The sequence below is a fragment of the Bradyrhizobium sp. 160 genome, from assembly GCF_023073735.1.
Classification (GTDB): Bacteria; Pseudomonadota; Alphaproteobacteria; order Rhizobiales; family Xanthobacteraceae; genus Bradyrhizobium.
Genome location: NZ_JADPKD010000036.1, coordinates 28,742 through 42,979, shown reverse-complemented (window position 1 = coordinate 42,979; position 14,238 = coordinate 28,742). Strand labels below are relative to the sequence as shown.

Sequence of the window (14,238 nt, the reverse complement as noted above, 5' to 3'; positions counted from 1 at the left end):
TTCAGCTTTTTTCTGATAGGAGAGCCAAGCCCTTCAAGTGAGTTTCGATAGTCTCAGCGATCTTCGTGTCTATGGGCAAGTCCTTCTTCGCCGCGGCCCATCCATCCCGGAAGTGCGTGACCGTCTCGGACGCCGTATCGACGATCAGCTTCTCGGGAAGTCGCGCTTTCGCAGCAAGATAGCGGAGCTCGTCGAACGAGAACTCGCTCATCCGTTTCGTTCGGGCGTATTTGATGGCCGCGAACTCGTCCGGGATATAAGAAATGGTCGAGACGAAATCGTATGCGGGTGCGAGCGTAGCTGTTCTGCGGTCGGGATAGATCAGCGACCAATTCTTCAGGTGCATGTCGGCGTTGCCGATGAGTGTATTGAACACTAGTCTGCGCACGAACTCCGCCGCTGCGTCGTCGCCTGCTTCGACGCCGATCACCGTCGCGATGGTTCTTGCGCTTGCGCGTTTATATTTCTCTTCGGGCCACACGCCGAATACTTGCGCGAAGTCCTCGATATGGAATGGTCCGGCTTCTGTTCGGTCGAAACGCCGGACCGCCAATGCCCGGCCCTTCAGATGACCGATGCCCTCGGGAAGTCCTTGGATGGCATCCAGATCGAGGAGCTGCACTTCCGGCACGTTCATGCCTAGCCTTGCCGCCAGCGTCATCATCGAGAATTCGTTTTCCGGCACGGCTGCATATCGCTCGGACGGAAGCTTCACGATCCACGAGCCGCCGACACCTTCTGCCGGAATGGTCAGGCCGCCGTTCTTTCCGGCGTTCTTCACCGCCGAGAATTTTAGCTGCACGCCAGCGAGAGAGAACCTCAGTACGTTGCTCCGGCGTTTACTTCGAGCTTCATCGGCTTGCTTGTCTCCACTCGGAGGCAGCGCTTCGCCGTCTGCCGGACGGATCGTCAGCGCCCCGGGCAGGTCCTGACCCAGGACCCACAGTAGGAAGAACTCGCGCTTCTCGTTCACCCCTGCCTGTTTGGCGAGATAGTCACGAAGAGGGCCTTCGGGCAGTAAGTTCGCGAAGAACTGCGGGACTCTCGTGTTTGTGGGCGGAATGTCCGTCAGCAGCTTTCCAAACTGGTCCTTGAAGGAGAGGCTCAGCGTGGGTCGTTCATGATTGTCGATGTACGTCTTGTTGAAGGCGAATAGCGTTCGGGTGCCTTGGACGAGTGTCAGGGTTCCGATTTGCTCCCCATACAGCAGAACATCGAGGACGGAAACGTCAGGCATCGTCCTCCTCCTCGTCGAGTGCGTAAGCCGGGCGCGGCGCCTCCGGCACGGCGTGAGCGATGCGGTTGCGCAACTCTCTCAATTGCTTTGAGGCGCTCTGAATCACTGGGAGCGCGTTCGGACCCATTGGCAGCTTCATTATCCGGTCGGTGATGCGCCGGATCGCTTCAAGTTCTGAGCTTCCGAGCTGGAAATTTGCGAGTTCGCGTAAGGCTTGGTTAAGGCCTTCCAGGCCCGGCGCATCTTGATGCAATCGATTTAGCCTGGTTACGGCTGCCTGCGCGCGGTTCAGCACGCTCAAGCGCAAACGCGCGTCATCGGATAGTGCAGACGAAGCGTTCCGGACGATAGCCTCAACCGCCGGCAAAAGCTTACGCGGCACCAGAACCACTTCATGGTCGAGCGCGCGCGCAAGCTCGACGAGGCTGGAGAGCCTCAGATCGGCGCCGCCGCTTTCGATTTTGGAAATGTGGCTCTGTGGTACTCCGATCCGAGCGCTCAGATCGCGCTGACTCAAGCCGGTGGCCCCACGGGCCGTCCGGAGGGTATGCAGAAGTTCGTCAGTAGAGTAAGCCATGATATGCCTCTACATATCAGATCGATTATTTGATATATTTTTATATATCAAAATCCGAAGCTGATTGCAAGCTTGATCTATAAGAATAGATCACTCCCCCATACCTGATCTGCTATAGCAGATCGGCTGGCAAGGACCAACAGGATTTGAACCTGCGACCCGAAGTTCCCGAAATTTCCGCGCTGCCAGACTGCGCTATGCCCCGGATGCCTAGCCACGTGACATACGCCGGCTGGCTTCGCCGCGGCAGGCCAAACTCTGGCCAAGCCCGGTCTGCATTCGCCCTGCTCCCATTCAGCCCAGCGAGGAGGGCGTGATGAAAAGCAACGCAAAGCGAAAGCCAGCGTTGAAACTGCCAGACGTTGAGCCGGGCGACTGGCGCGGTGAAATTCTTGACGGCTGTACCGTCAACTTCGGTCAGGTTGTTCAGCCAGGGCCGCCGAGGCAGTCGGTCGAATTCACGTACATGATAATGCCCGCAGCTCTCACGATGCCGAGCGGACGCTTCACTTGGCCAGGTGTCATCATGATCATGACGCCAACTCCAATGAAAACCGAGCATCCGGACGCAGGTCATCTTTTCAAGGCAGAGCACCTTCCTTCGCTGCACTTGTCGCTCGAAGTCACCAGAGGACAATTTTCGGACGTGCTTGCGATGCTGGAAGCGAAACGCCTGAAGCAGTTTCATTTCACCGTGGAGGAAGCAATCGGCGGTTCGTGGCCGGTGTTCAGCTGGGGGATGGCAACGGCGCTGTCCTGATTAGCTCTGTGCCGCGCCTCCCTTTAGAGCTCCTGCATTCTTTCCGAAATTGCATTCATAACATTCTGCCTGGATGTTACTGATCTCGTCTGTGCCGCCGTGATAGACGGGCAGCTTGTGGCTGCCGCTGAAAGCCTTGGTCATTTGTTCCCTCGAGCCAGGTGTTCGTTTGGCGGTACCGGCGCAGTCTTTTGCTTCGCGCCGCTACCATTTTAGCCGACCTACGAGCATCTTCAGTCCGCAAATTCCATCAAGTGAAACGCCTCCCTAGCCACTTCGCCGATGCGAGGGATACCTCTCGGAAAGGACATCGAATGCGATGCCGCCGGCATTGCTACTTTCGCTATTTGCACTCTCGCTGATTGCGACATAACAGCGGTTGCTCAAGGGACACGTCTGGACCACGAACAGCCGATCGCCGTGCCCGGCGATCCCCGAGGCCTTCGGTTGCTGCCTCTCCCCACACCATCCAGACGTACGCCTTCGCGCGAAGGGCGCCTCTCCGCGAGTACGGCTCAAACTGAGGGTGAGACGCGAAAAGGAGATCAAGGCCAATAGGAGCGGCGGTGCGAGCCGCCGCTCCTCCCACGACGAGAACCGCCAATGAGAGCGATCGATCGCCAGAGCAGATTGAAGCGAGCCAAAAAGCTGGGCCGGATGGCGTACGATATTCTCCGGTTCGAGCACATCTGTTGTGTCATCGGGATCGAGGATGAAGAAGCAGCTTCCGAGACGATCAGCGAGAGGTCTCAGGCTCTCTCGTTACGCTGTTCCGGCCCAAGGCGCCCCCGGACGAGTTCTCGCGAATTCAGGTGCGCCGCCTGGGCCTGACGGTTCTTGAGCTGCGGTTGGTGATGGTCGGAAACTTTCAGATGGCCGCTTATGAGCCTGACGACTGGGAGGAGCTGCTGGAGTGCGTCGCGACGGTGTTCTGAACTGCAGTCAGTTCTGTGATGGGTGCGTGTGGCCGAGCGCCGCTCGAGCGGCTCAGGCAGCAGGAGAGGTGGCAATCCAGCCGACCCAGATCAGGAGCACAACGAATATGGCTACGCCGATCGCGATGTATGATGGATCACCTCGCCTCACAGCCGCCACTCGCACGCCTAAAGTTGGACCTGCAACTCAGGCGCCCTTAAGATGTTCCGCGGTGAATAGGACGGGCGGCTCCCGCGCATCTTGGGATGGGTAAGCCGAAGCCGCCCTGACCGGAAACGGAGGCGAAGCCAAACCGGATGCGACAGACGATAGTCGGCACGGGCGAGGGGCCAATGTTCAATTTTGAACATTGCAGAGGCGATCTTCATGTAGATGGTTTCTGAACAGTGCTCCCCGTCTGCGACGTGGACGGCAGCTGGTGTTAACGCTCTTGCCGCTTTGCTGTTGTGCGTGAGCTCCGAGGCGGCATGCTGTGCACTTCCTTAAAGCCCGGAGGGAGACATGGGCGAACTCAGCTCGCGCACGCAGGCCAATATGGATGTTATCCTCGAGCAAGTGTGCCGAGAGCTTCCGAACGGCGGAGATCATGATAGCCGCAAGTTCATCGCAGAGCAGTTGATCCAGGCTGCGCAGGCAGGTCACGTTTCTCTCGGTGAACTGACCGCGGTTGCGCGTCGCGCAATGATCGAGCTGAAAAACCGCCCGATGTCGGCCTGACGCCACGACGCCGCTGGTCTATTCGCCTTCACGAACGAACTCCACTCCGATCCGGTTACCCATTGACCAGATCAAGCGGCACTCCCTGACCATGCGACTGCACTCGAGCATCAGAGTAAACCGCGCTCTCATAAAGCGGCTGTCCGGCAGCTCGATAGCAGCGCCATAATCGGAGATGTTCCGCACCCGACAGCGAAGGCTTGATCCGTCACCTGAAATGTACGCAACCTCGTCGACTTCGCTGCGCTCCTGTCTGCGACGATCGGTTGTCATCACTTCACCAGCGTTTCGCCGCGTCGCGCTCTCTTCGAAACTCGACCGCGATTGATGAATTGAACGCCGGCGAACTCTCCGTTGACCCAGGAGAGCTCGCAGTGTCGGTAGGCTAATCCGATCGGCGACAGTACGAGGAAAAATTCCTTCTGGCCGATACCTGTCACCGCACCGTCAATCACTAGCTTTGCGCCAAATTCGCAAACATCATGAATTTTGGAGGCGCGCTGCCATGTGCCGTCGATCGCCATCAACCGCGCTTCGATTGGCCGTTCGAAGACGACGCGCCTGTCGGATCGTTGTTCCGCCTCACTCATGAACCACCCCGTGTGGCCTTCGGGCAGCCGCTCAGAGTAAGGCAAGAGCGTTGACGGTCTGTGAACGAACAGTTGGGCCGCTGCGAGCGCCCAACACGCGCGTCTGGGTAGCGCGCTATCGCTGACTGCCCGGCTCGGTTGATGCCTACGATGAGCCGCCGGCTCAACGCGCGAAGCTGACGGCGAAGCGGAAAACCCGCTTATGAGGCCCGCCCGCCCGGAGACTACGCTCCCGACCGCGCTTCGTCGCATGGCCGCCAGCATCAATCCTAGCACTGGGCGGGGCCGCCGGCCGAAGGGCCGGCGCCCCCTCGCCGCGAAGACGCCAGTACGCGAACAAGGGCGACTTCGCGACTGCATCCGGCATCGGCGCGCCCGCCGGCAAGCGCAATGAGATACGATCGTTAGTGTTACTTGGGTCGGTTAGTGGTGACTGGTCGCTTCGCTAATGACCTGCGCGAGGTGATCGCCTCCACCTTCTTCAGCGTCTGTGCAAACTCAGATTGGAGATGCTGTTCGTGCTTCGGGTCTGTAGGCTCCGAGAGGAATGCAACCTTCACGAGGAAGCGGTTCAGTAGCGATGCTATCGCAAGGTTTTCCGAGTGCTGTGAGCGCAGGACCGTGAGTTGCCGACGCATCTCGATAAGGTCAAGTTTTCCGCCGTCTGACTGCTGTTTCAAATACAATGGCCTGCAATCAAACGAAGCCGCCGCGTCGAATATAATGGCGCGACGGCTCCGCCATTGGGGACCCGGACCAAGGGCAATGTCCGGCCATAAGAAGCTAGCGCTCCGCAGCTTCGGTGCAATCAACCTCTGGAATTAAGCTTGATGTCGCGGTGGCGAGTTAATTCTGGAACCAGGAAGGAGGAGCATTCAACGTGGTCAGACCGCCAGGGCTCACGACGCACGCGCCTGGGCTCGTTCCCGCTCGACTTCCTCAGCGTCCTTGTCATCGATGTTCATAAGGGAGTTTTTGGCATCGCCGTGAACCTTCAGCAGCTCGTCGAGCTTCGCATGAATGGCTTGCGTGTCGCGGTGCTCGGCGCGCTGGATCACGAGGGTCATTCCCCAGGTCGCGAGAGTGGCAAGCGAATGCCACTCTAGGCCATTGCCGAAGGCGAACCAAAGCGCGGCATAAGCGAGAAACACCACGAACGCGGCTGGCCGCGAGGCCAGCACGCCTATGTTGGTCAACCAGCCTCGGATTTCCTTCAGCGCCATGACGATCAACGTGGCGCTGCTTTGGTCGGTTCCAGAAAGCTCTACAACTCGCGATCCATTGCGCAAAAGCGTCAAGGGCTCATTAAGCGCGCGCGGTTGTTCCACCTGCCTGGATGGGTGGATCAGATCGGGCTCCAGACCGCCAACTGCCGGTTCGTAAGCCTCGAGGCGAAGGAATCGAGCGCCGCTTTTTCTTCAGCAAGCGCCGAATCTGGTATGGCTCGTCGTAGCCTGTGGTCGACCCGTCGGCGTTAAGAATATCAATGCCCAACAGATAAATCGTTCCATCCGTTAAAGTTGTCGATGGGACATTGCCACTGGCGTCGACATCCGGTCAGTCCCCGAAAAGGGGTGGTCGGCAAGTTGATAGATCTCAAACTCGCGCGTTCCATCCGCGTTGTCGATTTCACGGTGGATCACATTGGCCGTGGCATCGGTTGTTGTGTGATCGTGGTAACGCCGTTGGTGAACGTCGATGTGGTTGTGTTAGGCGCTCCGGTGCCGCGGGGAGTATGCTCGTGTGAGAACTGGTGATAGGCGATGCCAAGCACGTCCATTTCCACCCGGAAGTCACCAGCGCGATGGTTGGATCTTCTCATGTCGCTGATTTAACGCGATCAACGTAAGCGCAAGCACCGCTCCGACCACGTTCGAGGACGATGATCCAGTCTCGCTTCAAGAACCCATAAGCAATCCAGAGGATAGCCCGCTGGCGAGCGCGACCAGCATCTTCAGGGAAAGGTCCTCGGTCGAACCAGGCGCACGTGCTTTACGCACTTGCTGCAAGTAAGACAGAGACGTCAAACCCGCGGCGAGAACTCCCATGGCCTGAATGGCAGTTTCCACGCCGGTCAGTTCTCGTGATGAACCCGAACGACGATATCATCTGGAAAAAAGTCGGTGGTCGGGCCGGCACGTGATCGCCACAGGTCCTTTCCTCGAATCAATGATGGGATAACTAGTTCGCGCTCGGCAATGCTCGCCACAATGCACCGGGCCGCCATGGACCACGTCTTCAGTTGGGCCGTTCAGCGAAGTCATGCGCGGCCTGCCCAAAGCATCGAACAAGGGGGCGGGCCGACCAGTGCGCCTTGTTGCATTCAGCAAGCGATTTCTGGAACAGAAGGACCGGCCGCTGGTTGCTCCGATAGACAGGAGCCGTCGCCATGCAACGCTCGAAGCCACAACCCATCCGCAACAAGCTGGACCTGACGGATCGTACCCAGGTGCGCCACGTCAGAAAGCGACTACGCCTTTCTGACGCCGAACTGATCGCGATCGTCGGTCGGATCGGAAATTCCATTTCGGCGATCAGCAAGGAAGCGACGCTGCAGAAGGCCAGCGTGGCAACGCAGGCCGCCGATGCGCTTCCTGCCGCCGTGGTCGCCTGCGCGCCCGGCACGGAGCAAACAGCAACCGAGCCTTTGCCAACCGCGCCGGTTTCTTAAATAGATTCCTCTTGGGGGCGGACATGGATCAATCAGCGCGTTCGGATGAAGCCCTGACGCGGACGGCCTCGAGCCTGCGCCGCTCCCGGATCACAGAAGGCAGGCCGTTTCCGCTCGGCGCCACCTGGGATGGGCTCGGCGTCAACTTCGCGCTGTTTTCGGCTCACGCCACCAAGGTCGAGCTTTGCCTGTTCGATGACACCGGCGAGACCGAACTGGAGCGTATCGAACTTCCGGAATACACCGACGAAGTTTGGCACGGCTATCTTCCCTCCGCCCGTCCCGGCACCGTCTACGGCTACCGCGTCCACGGTCCTTATGAACCCGACGCGGGACACCGCTTCAATCCCAACAAGCTCGTGCTAGATCCTTATGCGAGACAATTGGTCGGCCAGTTGCGCTGGGGGTCTGAGCTGTTCGGCTACCAGCTCGACCATGCTGACAAAGATCTCTCCTACGACGAACGCGACAGCGCGTCGCTGATGCAGAAATGCCGCGTCATCGACCCCGCCTTTACCTGGGGCGTGGCGCGCAAGCCGGAAGTGCCGTGGGAGCGTACTATTATTTACGAAATGCACGTGAAGGGCTTTACGCAGACGCATCCACTGGTTCCTGAAGCAGACCGCGGCACATTCTCAGGGTTGGCGCACTTTGAAATTCCCTCTTATTTGCGCTCGCTTGGCATAACCAGCGCCGAGCTGTTGCCGATCCATGCTTTCGTCGACGACGGTTATCTGGTGGAGAAGGGCCTTCGCAACTATTGGGGGTACAATTCCATTGCCTTCTTTGCACCGGAGCCACGGTATCTCAAGGCGCCGCTCGCGAACGAATTCAAGACTATGGTTAACCAGTTCCATGCCCATGGCATCGAGGTCATTCTTGACGTCGTCTACAATCACACTGCGGAGGGGAACGAGCTCGGCCCGACCCTGTCATTCAAGGGCATCGACAATGCCAGCTATTACCGCCTGCTGCCGGACCAGAAGCGCTACTACATCAACGACACGGGCACCGGAAATACGGTGAACCTCTCGCACCAGCGCGTGCTCCAGCTGGTCGCCGATTCTTTGCGCTATTGGGCCAGCGAGATGCGGGTCGACGGCTTCCGTTTCGATCTAGCCACTATCCTGGCGCGGGAGCCCTATGGCTTTGACGAAGGCGGCGGCTTCCTCGATGCATGCCGCCAGGATCCTGTACTCTCCAGCGTCAAGCTGATCGCCGAGCCTTGGGACATCGGACCGGGCGGCTATCAGGTCGGCCAATTTCCGCCGGGATGGGCGGAGTGGAACGACAAATTCAGGGACACTGTGCGTGCCTTCTGGAAGGGCGATCCCGGCACGATTGCCGACTTTCCCAAGCGTATCTCAGGATCGGGCGATCTCTTCAACAAGCGCGGACGGCGGCCATGGGCCAGTGTGAATTTCGTGACGGCCCATGACGGCTTCAACCTCAACGATCTCGTCGCGTACAACGACAAGCACAACGAGGCGAATGGCGAGGAGAACCGCGACGGCCAGAGCAACAATCATTCCTGGAACTGCGGGGTCGAGGGTCCGACCGACGATCCCGCGATCACCGCGCTACGCGAGCGCCAGAAACGGAATCTGTTCGGGACGATGCTGCTCTCCCATGGTACACCCATGCTGCTCGGCGGCGACGAGTTCGGACATACCCAGAAGGGCAACAACAACGCCTACTCCCAGGACAACGAGACCACCTGGCTTGACTGGATGGGCATGACCGCTAACGGCCGCAACCTTCGCGAATTTGTGCGAAAGCTGATCGCTACACGCAAGGCATTTCCCATTCTCTACCGCAGCCGCTTCCTGGTCGGCTCTCACAACGAGGAGCTCGACGTGAACGACGTGACCTGGCTGTCTCCAACCGGCGAGGAGATGATGACGGACCAATGGGAGGACGGCAACGCCAAGTGCTTGGGGATGCTGCTTGACGGACGCGCCCAGGAGACCGGAATCAAACGCCGTGGCTCGGATGCGACCCTGCTACTGGTCTATAACGCGCACCATGACGTCGTAAACTTCATCTTGCCGGCCGTCGCCGACGGGCTCAGTTGGCTAGGCCTGATCGACACCAACCAGCCGGACGCGCGCATGGTCGAGTTCGAGTTCGGGCACGCTTACGCGGTGACCGGGCGATCCTTGTTGGTGTTTGGGCTTGCCAACGATAACCTCGCAACGCGCCGCCTGCGGCACGGTCTCGGCGCGCTGTTAGACATCGCTGACACGCCTCTATCTCGCTAGATTCATGAGCCTCGACACCGCCGCTCAGCGGTCCACCTCGCCGAACACGATGTCCAGCGATCCGAGGTCGCCGAGACGTCGGCGAGCAAGTGGCCCTTGCACAGGAAGTCCATCGCGCAGATGGGCAAATCCCGGCGACCGGATCTTGCACTTGTAGGCTTTGTTAGTCCCGTCCGAGACGAGGAACACGCCGAACTCACCTTTGAGTGCTTCGACTGCGACGTAGATCTCGCCGGCAGGAAGATGAAAACCTTATGCCCGAGAATCCCCATGCCGATGCCTGCACGAGCGCCACTCTGTCGATACCCACGTTGCCCGCCTTGAAGATCCGGTTGAGCGAGAGCAACGAGTCCAGGTCGTCGACGACACGCAGGAATGGATCGCACCAGGCCTCGCTGTCATCGATCAGCTTGGGCGGAAGGTCCTGATGCACGCCGCCTGGACGGAATCGTTTGTATGCATCCGGCTCCCGGAGGCACGCTCCTAGAACAGCATGAGTCTTTTGCGCCTAAGTGCCTGAGATTGCTGGCGCTCCCTAGGGCACTTTAAGTTCCGAGGCAAATCAAACACTTAGGGAAGGTGGGACAGAAAGCGTTTCTACAGTTTCTCGACACTCGAGGGAAGCTCATCGCTCCTTTGCGAGCTTCTTTCGATATTCAAGCGCAGGAAGCCCACCCCAGCCCCAGTTGTCCGTATCGACTTCGTCAATGATCACGAATGTTGACTCAAGCGGCTTCTTCAGCACATCGAACAGCAGCTCGCTCGCGCCCTTGATCAGCGCGGCCTTTTCGGTCGCGGAGACGGACTGGACGCCAGTCGTAGTGCCCTCACGCGTAACCTGTATCGTCACAATCGGCATGGTCATATCCTTTCCCTAGAGCAATTTGACGTCGCGATAGGTGCGCGTTAGTGGCCAGCGCTTTGCCCGCCATCGACGTGCAGGATCTCGCCAGTGACGAAGGCTGCGTTCTCCAGATAGAGCACCGCATCGACCACGTCGCTCGCCTCTCCCATTCTCCCGACTGGATGTAGTTTTGAGAGAAACGCGTGCGTTTCCACTGGGTGCATCGGAGTCTTAATGATGCCCGGCGAAACGGCATTGACCCGGATGCCTCGCGACGCGTACTCGATGGCAAGCGACCTGGTTGCGGCATTCAGTCCGCCTTTAGTCATCGCCGCGAGCGCTGACGGAACGCTGCTGTTGGGATGATCGACCAGACTGGTCGTGATCTGCACAACATGTCCCGAGCCCCGCTTCAGCATCTCGGAAGCGACGCGCTTCGTGAGGCGGAAGAACCCGCCCAGGTTGATCGCAACAATCGAGGCGTAGTCATTTTCGCTGTAGTCGACGAACGGCTTGGCGATGAAGATCCCCGCGTTGTTGACCAGAGTGTCAATGCGACCGAAGCGATCAAGACCCTGGCGGACGATGCGCTCCGCCGTCTCGGGGGCGGCGATGTCGCCGGCGACGTTTAGAACCTCCGGATCCGACGACGGCTTGATCGAGCGCGAGTTGGCGATAATGCGGTAGTTGCGATCGCGAAATCCCTTGACGAGATCCGCGCCGATGCCTTGCGTCGCACCGGTGACGATAGCGACCTTCTGTTCAGTGCTCATAGTTAGCTCCGTTAGGTTGCGTCAAGTTGGTCTGGTATTGTCTGTGTTCATCCTCGATCAGTACGGCGGCGCCTTGCGTTGCCGCTGCGCCTTGCCGGCTTCGACCCACCACATCAGATCGTTGGCGAAGCGCGGGAACGCCTGCTCCAGCGCGGCGCCGGCTTCGCCCGTGGGTTCACCTTCAGCCGACAGTGCCTGCCCGATTGGACCGACAGCAACCGTGCTTGAGATCACCACCATCCCCATCTCGGAGAGGGTGCCGTGCCACGCAGTTCCGGCGCGTGCGCCTGACAAACGGCCGGCCGAGTAGCTGACGATGGCGGCCGGCCGCCAGAACCATTCCTCCAGGAAATGGTCGGTCAGGTTCTTCAGTCCAGGCTGAACGCCCCAATTGTATTCGCCGGTGACGAAGACAAACCCGTCAGCGGCGCGAATCTTTTGCGCCAGTTGCTCGAGAGCCGCCGGGGCTTCGCCCTTCGGATACTCTTTGTACATACGGTCGAGCATCGGTAGGTTGATCGTCTTGGCGTCGATCAGCTCGACATCGTCGCCGCGGCGCCGCAACCGCTCGACGACGAATTCGGCCAAGCGAATACCCATTCGGTCCGATCTATAGGAGCCATAGAAAACGAGAATTCGATTATTCATCGCATTCACCCAGCGGCCGAAATTGAGAGAGCGTGCGGTTCGCCGGCCGCCGGCGAACCGCAGCTAATGATGGAGACGCCGTCGCAGTTATTGCGGCAGGGGCTTGCCGGCCTGCTCGTTGACGATGTACTCGGCGTACCAGTCGGGCCAGTTGACATCGTGCTCACCGGTTCGCTTCTCGTGTTCGCCATGCGCTGCCGCAGCGCGGCGGAGCGCAGCCGCAACATCGGACATCGAGGCGAAGGTCGTGTCGCCTTCCACGCGTCCGGGAAGGCGCGTCGTCACCTCCTGCAGCAGCCAGCCGTTACCGTCCGGATCATTGAATGAGGCCAGGGTAAAATAGCTGCGGCGTTCGGGATCCGGGCCGCTGACTCGGACGCTTCCGAATAGGTGCGGCTCGTCGGCGCCGCGGTAAACGTCACCGCCGCCGTGAAACGTTTCACTGACCTTCACACCGCGCCTGAGTAATTCCTCGCGTGCCGCTTCGATATCGGACACGATCAAGTAAAGTCCCTTTGCGGAGCCGGGCGCCGCGCCGGTGACCTCCGTGCCGAAGATGACGGAAGCTGCGGAACCGGGTGGCGTGAATTGGACGATGCGGAAGCCGTTCTCGAAGGCGAAATCGGCGTCTAGGCGCCAGCCAAGGCCTGCGTAGAACTGCTTGGAGCGCTCCACATCGGAAACAGGGATGACGATTAGCTCGAGCTTCATGTCCGCCGCACGGACCTTGGCGGGATTGACAGTGACAGTCATGGTTCTCTCCTTGATGTTGTAGTGGCAGATTCCACGCACGCTATCGGGCCCCAGCGCGCATGTGAGTTGAGCTGGCCGCTTCTGACTCGAAGACGACCGCGGGACCGAATTGCACGAGAATGAGAAGAAGGCTCGCACCCAGCACTATAAAGGCGAGCAGCTTGCGCACCTTCATCATCCCGTGTGCAGCGGTGCCGAAGAATCCCGGCGGCCATGCCTGATCTCGGTTGACATCTTCTTGCTCCCGCTCGTTGTTGGCAGACACGCTGCTCTCCTGTTCGGTCGCATACTGCACCCCGACCCAGCGTGTTGGCTCGTTAACCGTTGTTAGACGTTGTCAGCAGGAATTCGCCCCGTCAGAGGCCGGCGTCAGAGCGCGGTGACAACGAGAACGTCGGGGGCGTCTCGGACTGCACAGAGACCACCGCTTAACCAACTGGACTCACGAGTCTTTGCTGCCCGTCAGGACTGCCCAACAGCGTTTAACATCACCTAACGGGCCATTTGCCGCCATTTGCGCCAGTGTTTGCGGGCAACCAAGGAGTGCACCATGACCCGTCTGGAAAGAACGCTTACCGCACAACGCATCCGCCTCGAGCGTCGCCTGCCCTCTTACTGGCGGGTCACGTTCGACCATCCGCCGCTGAACATCTTCGGCCCGGAAAGCATCCCACAGCTGAATGCGATCATCGCGGCTCTGGAAACCGATGAGCAGGTGAAGGTCGTTGTGTTCGACAGCGCCGTCGAGGGGTTCTTCCTGACCCATTACGACTTCCTCGCGCCCCTCGAGGACTCGACGAGCATTCCGCCCGGACCGACCGGCCTGCAAGCTCTTCCGGATATGCTGGTGCGGCTCAGCCGCGCGCCGGTGGTCTCGATCGCCTCGATCCGTGGGCGGGCCACCGGCGTCGGCAGCGAGCTCGCGCTGGCGAGCGACATGCGTTTCGCGAGCCGCGAAAAGACCATTCTTTCCCAATGGGAGGTCGGTGCCGGCCTCGTGCCCGGTGGCGGGCCGATGGCGCGATTGCCTCGCCTGGTCGGGCGCGGACGCGCGCTGGAGATCCTGCTCAGCGCGGATGACGTTAGCGGCGACCTCGCCGAGCGTTACGGATATGTCAACCGCTCGCTTCCTGACGCCGAACTCGACAGCTTCGTCGATGCCCTGGCGATGCGGATCGCCTCGTTCGACAAGGATGCGATTGCCGAGACGAAGCGCCTTGTCGACAAGGCAAGCTTGCCTGCTGACGCGGACATCGCACCAGAGTGGGACGCCTTTATTGCCTCGCTCGGACGGCCTGCCACCCAGGCCAGGATCAAGGCGCTGATCGCGCGCGGCTTCCATCGCCCCGGCGATGTCGAGAACCGCCTCGGGCACTACGTCGGCCAGCTCGGCAGCTGAAACGCTACGGCTCGATGAAGAAGCGGGCGCGCCATGTGCGCGCTCATCTGGCAACTCAAATGGAGATCACCT

Annotated in this window: 18 protein-coding genes, 1 tRNA gene and 1 pseudogene; 6 read left to right on the top strand and 14 right to left on the bottom strand. The window is 59.7% G+C overall.

What is annotated here, in order from left to right:
• Position 1 precedes the first annotated feature (1 nt).
• The 3 genes from IVA98_RS16345 to IVA98_RS16335 form a co-directional block, all read right to left on the bottom strand.
• Entirely contained in the window at positions 2 to 1,237 is a 1,236-nt protein-coding gene (locus IVA98_RS16345; RefSeq protein WP_247355202.1) for a type II toxin-antitoxin system HipA family toxin, read from the bottom strand.
• Positions 1,230 to 1,814 carry a type II toxin-antitoxin system RelB family anti-toxin gene (gene relB, locus IVA98_RS16340; RefSeq protein WP_247355201.1) on the bottom strand — a complete coding sequence of 195 codons (585 nt, stop codon included), beginning with the start codon at positions 1,812 to 1,814 and terminating at the stop codon, positions 1,230 to 1,232. The genes IVA98_RS16345 and relB overlap by 8 nt, the downstream gene beginning before the upstream one ends.
• Positions 1,815 to 1,941: 127 nt before the next feature.
• Positions 1,942 to 2,019 (bottom strand) — tRNA-Pro (locus tag IVA98_RS16335).
• Positions 2,020 to 2,130: 111 nt separating this feature from the next.
• On the opposite strand from IVA98_RS16335, the gene IVA98_RS16330 reads away from it, so the two are divergent.
• On the top strand, positions 2,131 to 2,574 hold the full coding sequence (locus tag IVA98_RS16330; protein WP_247355200.1) for a hypothetical protein: 444 nt from the start codon (positions 2,131 to 2,133) through the stop codon (positions 2,572 to 2,574).
• On the opposite strand, the gene IVA98_RS16325 is transcribed toward IVA98_RS16330, so the two are convergent.
• Positions 2,575 to 2,718 (bottom strand): HNH endonuclease, encoded by a 144-nt coding sequence (locus IVA98_RS16325; RefSeq protein ID WP_247355199.1) that lies wholly within the window; start codon positions 2,716 to 2,718, stop codon positions 2,575 to 2,577.
• Between the two features lie 668 nt (positions 2,719 to 3,386).
• Between IVA98_RS16325 and IVA98_RS36970 the strand changes: the two genes are divergently transcribed.
• Together IVA98_RS36970 and IVA98_RS16320 are read left to right on the top strand one after the other, a co-directional pair.
• Entirely contained in the window at positions 3,387 to 3,509 is a 123-nt protein-coding gene (locus IVA98_RS36970) for a hypothetical protein (RefSeq protein WP_256467090.1), read from the top strand.
• Positions 3,510 to 4,011: 502 nt separating this feature from the next.
• Positions 4,012 to 4,227: a hypothetical protein gene (locus IVA98_RS16320; RefSeq protein ID WP_247295791.1), complete on the top strand. Its 216-nt coding sequence runs from the start codon at positions 4,012 to 4,014 to the stop codon at positions 4,225 to 4,227.
• A gap of 18 nt (positions 4,228 to 4,245) precedes the next feature.
• Here the strand turns inward: IVA98_RS16320 and IVA98_RS16315 are convergent, their stop codons facing one another.
• The 3 genes from IVA98_RS16315 to IVA98_RS16305 all read right to left on the bottom strand — a co-directional run bounded on the left by IVA98_RS16315 (position 4,246) and on the right by IVA98_RS16305 (position 6,040).
• Entirely contained in the window at positions 4,246 to 4,500 is a 255-nt protein-coding gene (locus IVA98_RS16315) for a PilZ domain-containing protein (protein WP_247337002.1), read from the bottom strand.
• On the bottom strand, positions 4,500 to 4,817 hold the full coding sequence (locus IVA98_RS16310) for a PilZ domain-containing protein (RefSeq protein ID WP_247295795.1): 318 nt from the start codon (positions 4,815 to 4,817) through the stop codon (positions 4,500 to 4,502). Before IVA98_RS16310 ends, IVA98_RS16315 begins: the two co-directional genes overlap by 1 nt.
• Before the next feature lie 899 nt (positions 4,818 to 5,716).
• Positions 5,717 to 6,040 carry a low affinity iron permease family protein gene (locus tag IVA98_RS16305; protein ID WP_247295818.1) on the bottom strand — a complete coding sequence of 108 codons (324 nt, stop codon included), beginning with the start codon at positions 6,038 to 6,040 and terminating at the stop codon, positions 5,717 to 5,719.
• Positions 6,041 to 7,206: 1,166 nt separating this feature from the next.
• Here IVA98_RS16305 and IVA98_RS16300 point away from each other — a divergent pair.
• Both IVA98_RS16300 and glgX read left to right on the top strand, forming a co-directional pair.
• Positions 7,207 to 7,488 (top strand): DUF3606 domain-containing protein, encoded by a 282-nt coding sequence (locus IVA98_RS16300; protein WP_247295797.1) that lies wholly within the window; start codon positions 7,207 to 7,209, stop codon positions 7,486 to 7,488.
• Between the two features lie 23 nt (positions 7,489 to 7,511).
• Complete coding sequence (glgX, locus tag IVA98_RS16295; protein ID WP_247295799.1) at positions 7,512 to 9,749, top strand: glycogen debranching protein GlgX; 2,238 nt, start codon at positions 7,512 to 7,514, stop codon at positions 9,747 to 9,749.
• A 24-nt stretch (positions 9,750 to 9,773) separates the two neighbouring features.
• Here the strand turns inward: glgX and IVA98_RS37660 are convergent.
• The 7 genes and pseudogenes from IVA98_RS37660 to IVA98_RS16265 all read right to left on the bottom strand — a co-directional run.
• Positions 9,774 to 9,989 (bottom strand): annotated as a pseudogene (locus IVA98_RS37660) (NADH-quinone oxidoreductase subunit D-related protein); the annotation flags it as partial.
• A complete protein-coding gene (locus tag IVA98_RS37655) occupies positions 9,946 to 10,182 on the bottom strand; it encodes an NADH-quinone oxidoreductase subunit D-related protein (protein WP_524536382.1) in 237 nt (78 codons plus the stop codon). The gene IVA98_RS37655 and the pseudogene IVA98_RS37660, both read right to left, overlap by 44 nt.
• Before the next feature lie 192 nt (positions 10,183 to 10,374).
• Positions 10,375 to 10,608: a tautomerase family protein gene (locus IVA98_RS16285; RefSeq protein ID WP_247295820.1), complete on the bottom strand. Its 234-nt coding sequence runs from the start codon at positions 10,606 to 10,608 to the stop codon at positions 10,375 to 10,377.
• A 47-nt stretch (positions 10,609 to 10,655) separates the two neighbouring features.
• Positions 10,656 to 11,366, bottom strand: a complete 711-nt coding sequence (locus IVA98_RS16280) for an SDR family NAD(P)-dependent oxidoreductase (RefSeq protein WP_247337008.1) — start codon at positions 11,364 to 11,366, stop codon at positions 10,656 to 10,658.
• Between the two features lie 57 nt (positions 11,367 to 11,423).
• Positions 11,424 to 12,014: an NADPH-dependent FMN reductase gene (locus IVA98_RS16275; RefSeq protein ID WP_247337031.1), complete on the bottom strand. Its 591-nt coding sequence runs from the start codon at positions 12,012 to 12,014 to the stop codon at positions 11,424 to 11,426.
• An 87-nt stretch (positions 12,015 to 12,101) separates the two neighbouring features.
• Positions 12,102 to 12,767 (bottom strand): VOC family protein, encoded by a 666-nt coding sequence (locus tag IVA98_RS16270; protein WP_247295804.1) that lies wholly within the window; start codon positions 12,765 to 12,767, stop codon positions 12,102 to 12,104.
• 40 nt (positions 12,768 to 12,807) lie between these two features.
• Positions 12,808 to 13,032 (bottom strand): hypothetical protein, encoded by a 225-nt coding sequence (locus IVA98_RS16265; protein WP_247295806.1) that lies wholly within the window; start codon positions 13,030 to 13,032, stop codon positions 12,808 to 12,810.
• A 285-nt stretch (positions 13,033 to 13,317) separates the two neighbouring features.
• On the opposite strand from IVA98_RS16265, the gene IVA98_RS16260 reads away from it, so the two are divergent.
• Positions 13,318 to 14,166 carry an enoyl-CoA hydratase/isomerase family protein gene (locus IVA98_RS16260; RefSeq protein ID WP_247337012.1) on the top strand — a complete coding sequence of 283 codons (849 nt, stop codon included), beginning with the start codon at positions 13,318 to 13,320 and terminating at the stop codon, positions 14,164 to 14,166.
• The last annotated feature ends 72 nt before the right edge of the window (positions 14,167 to 14,238 follow it).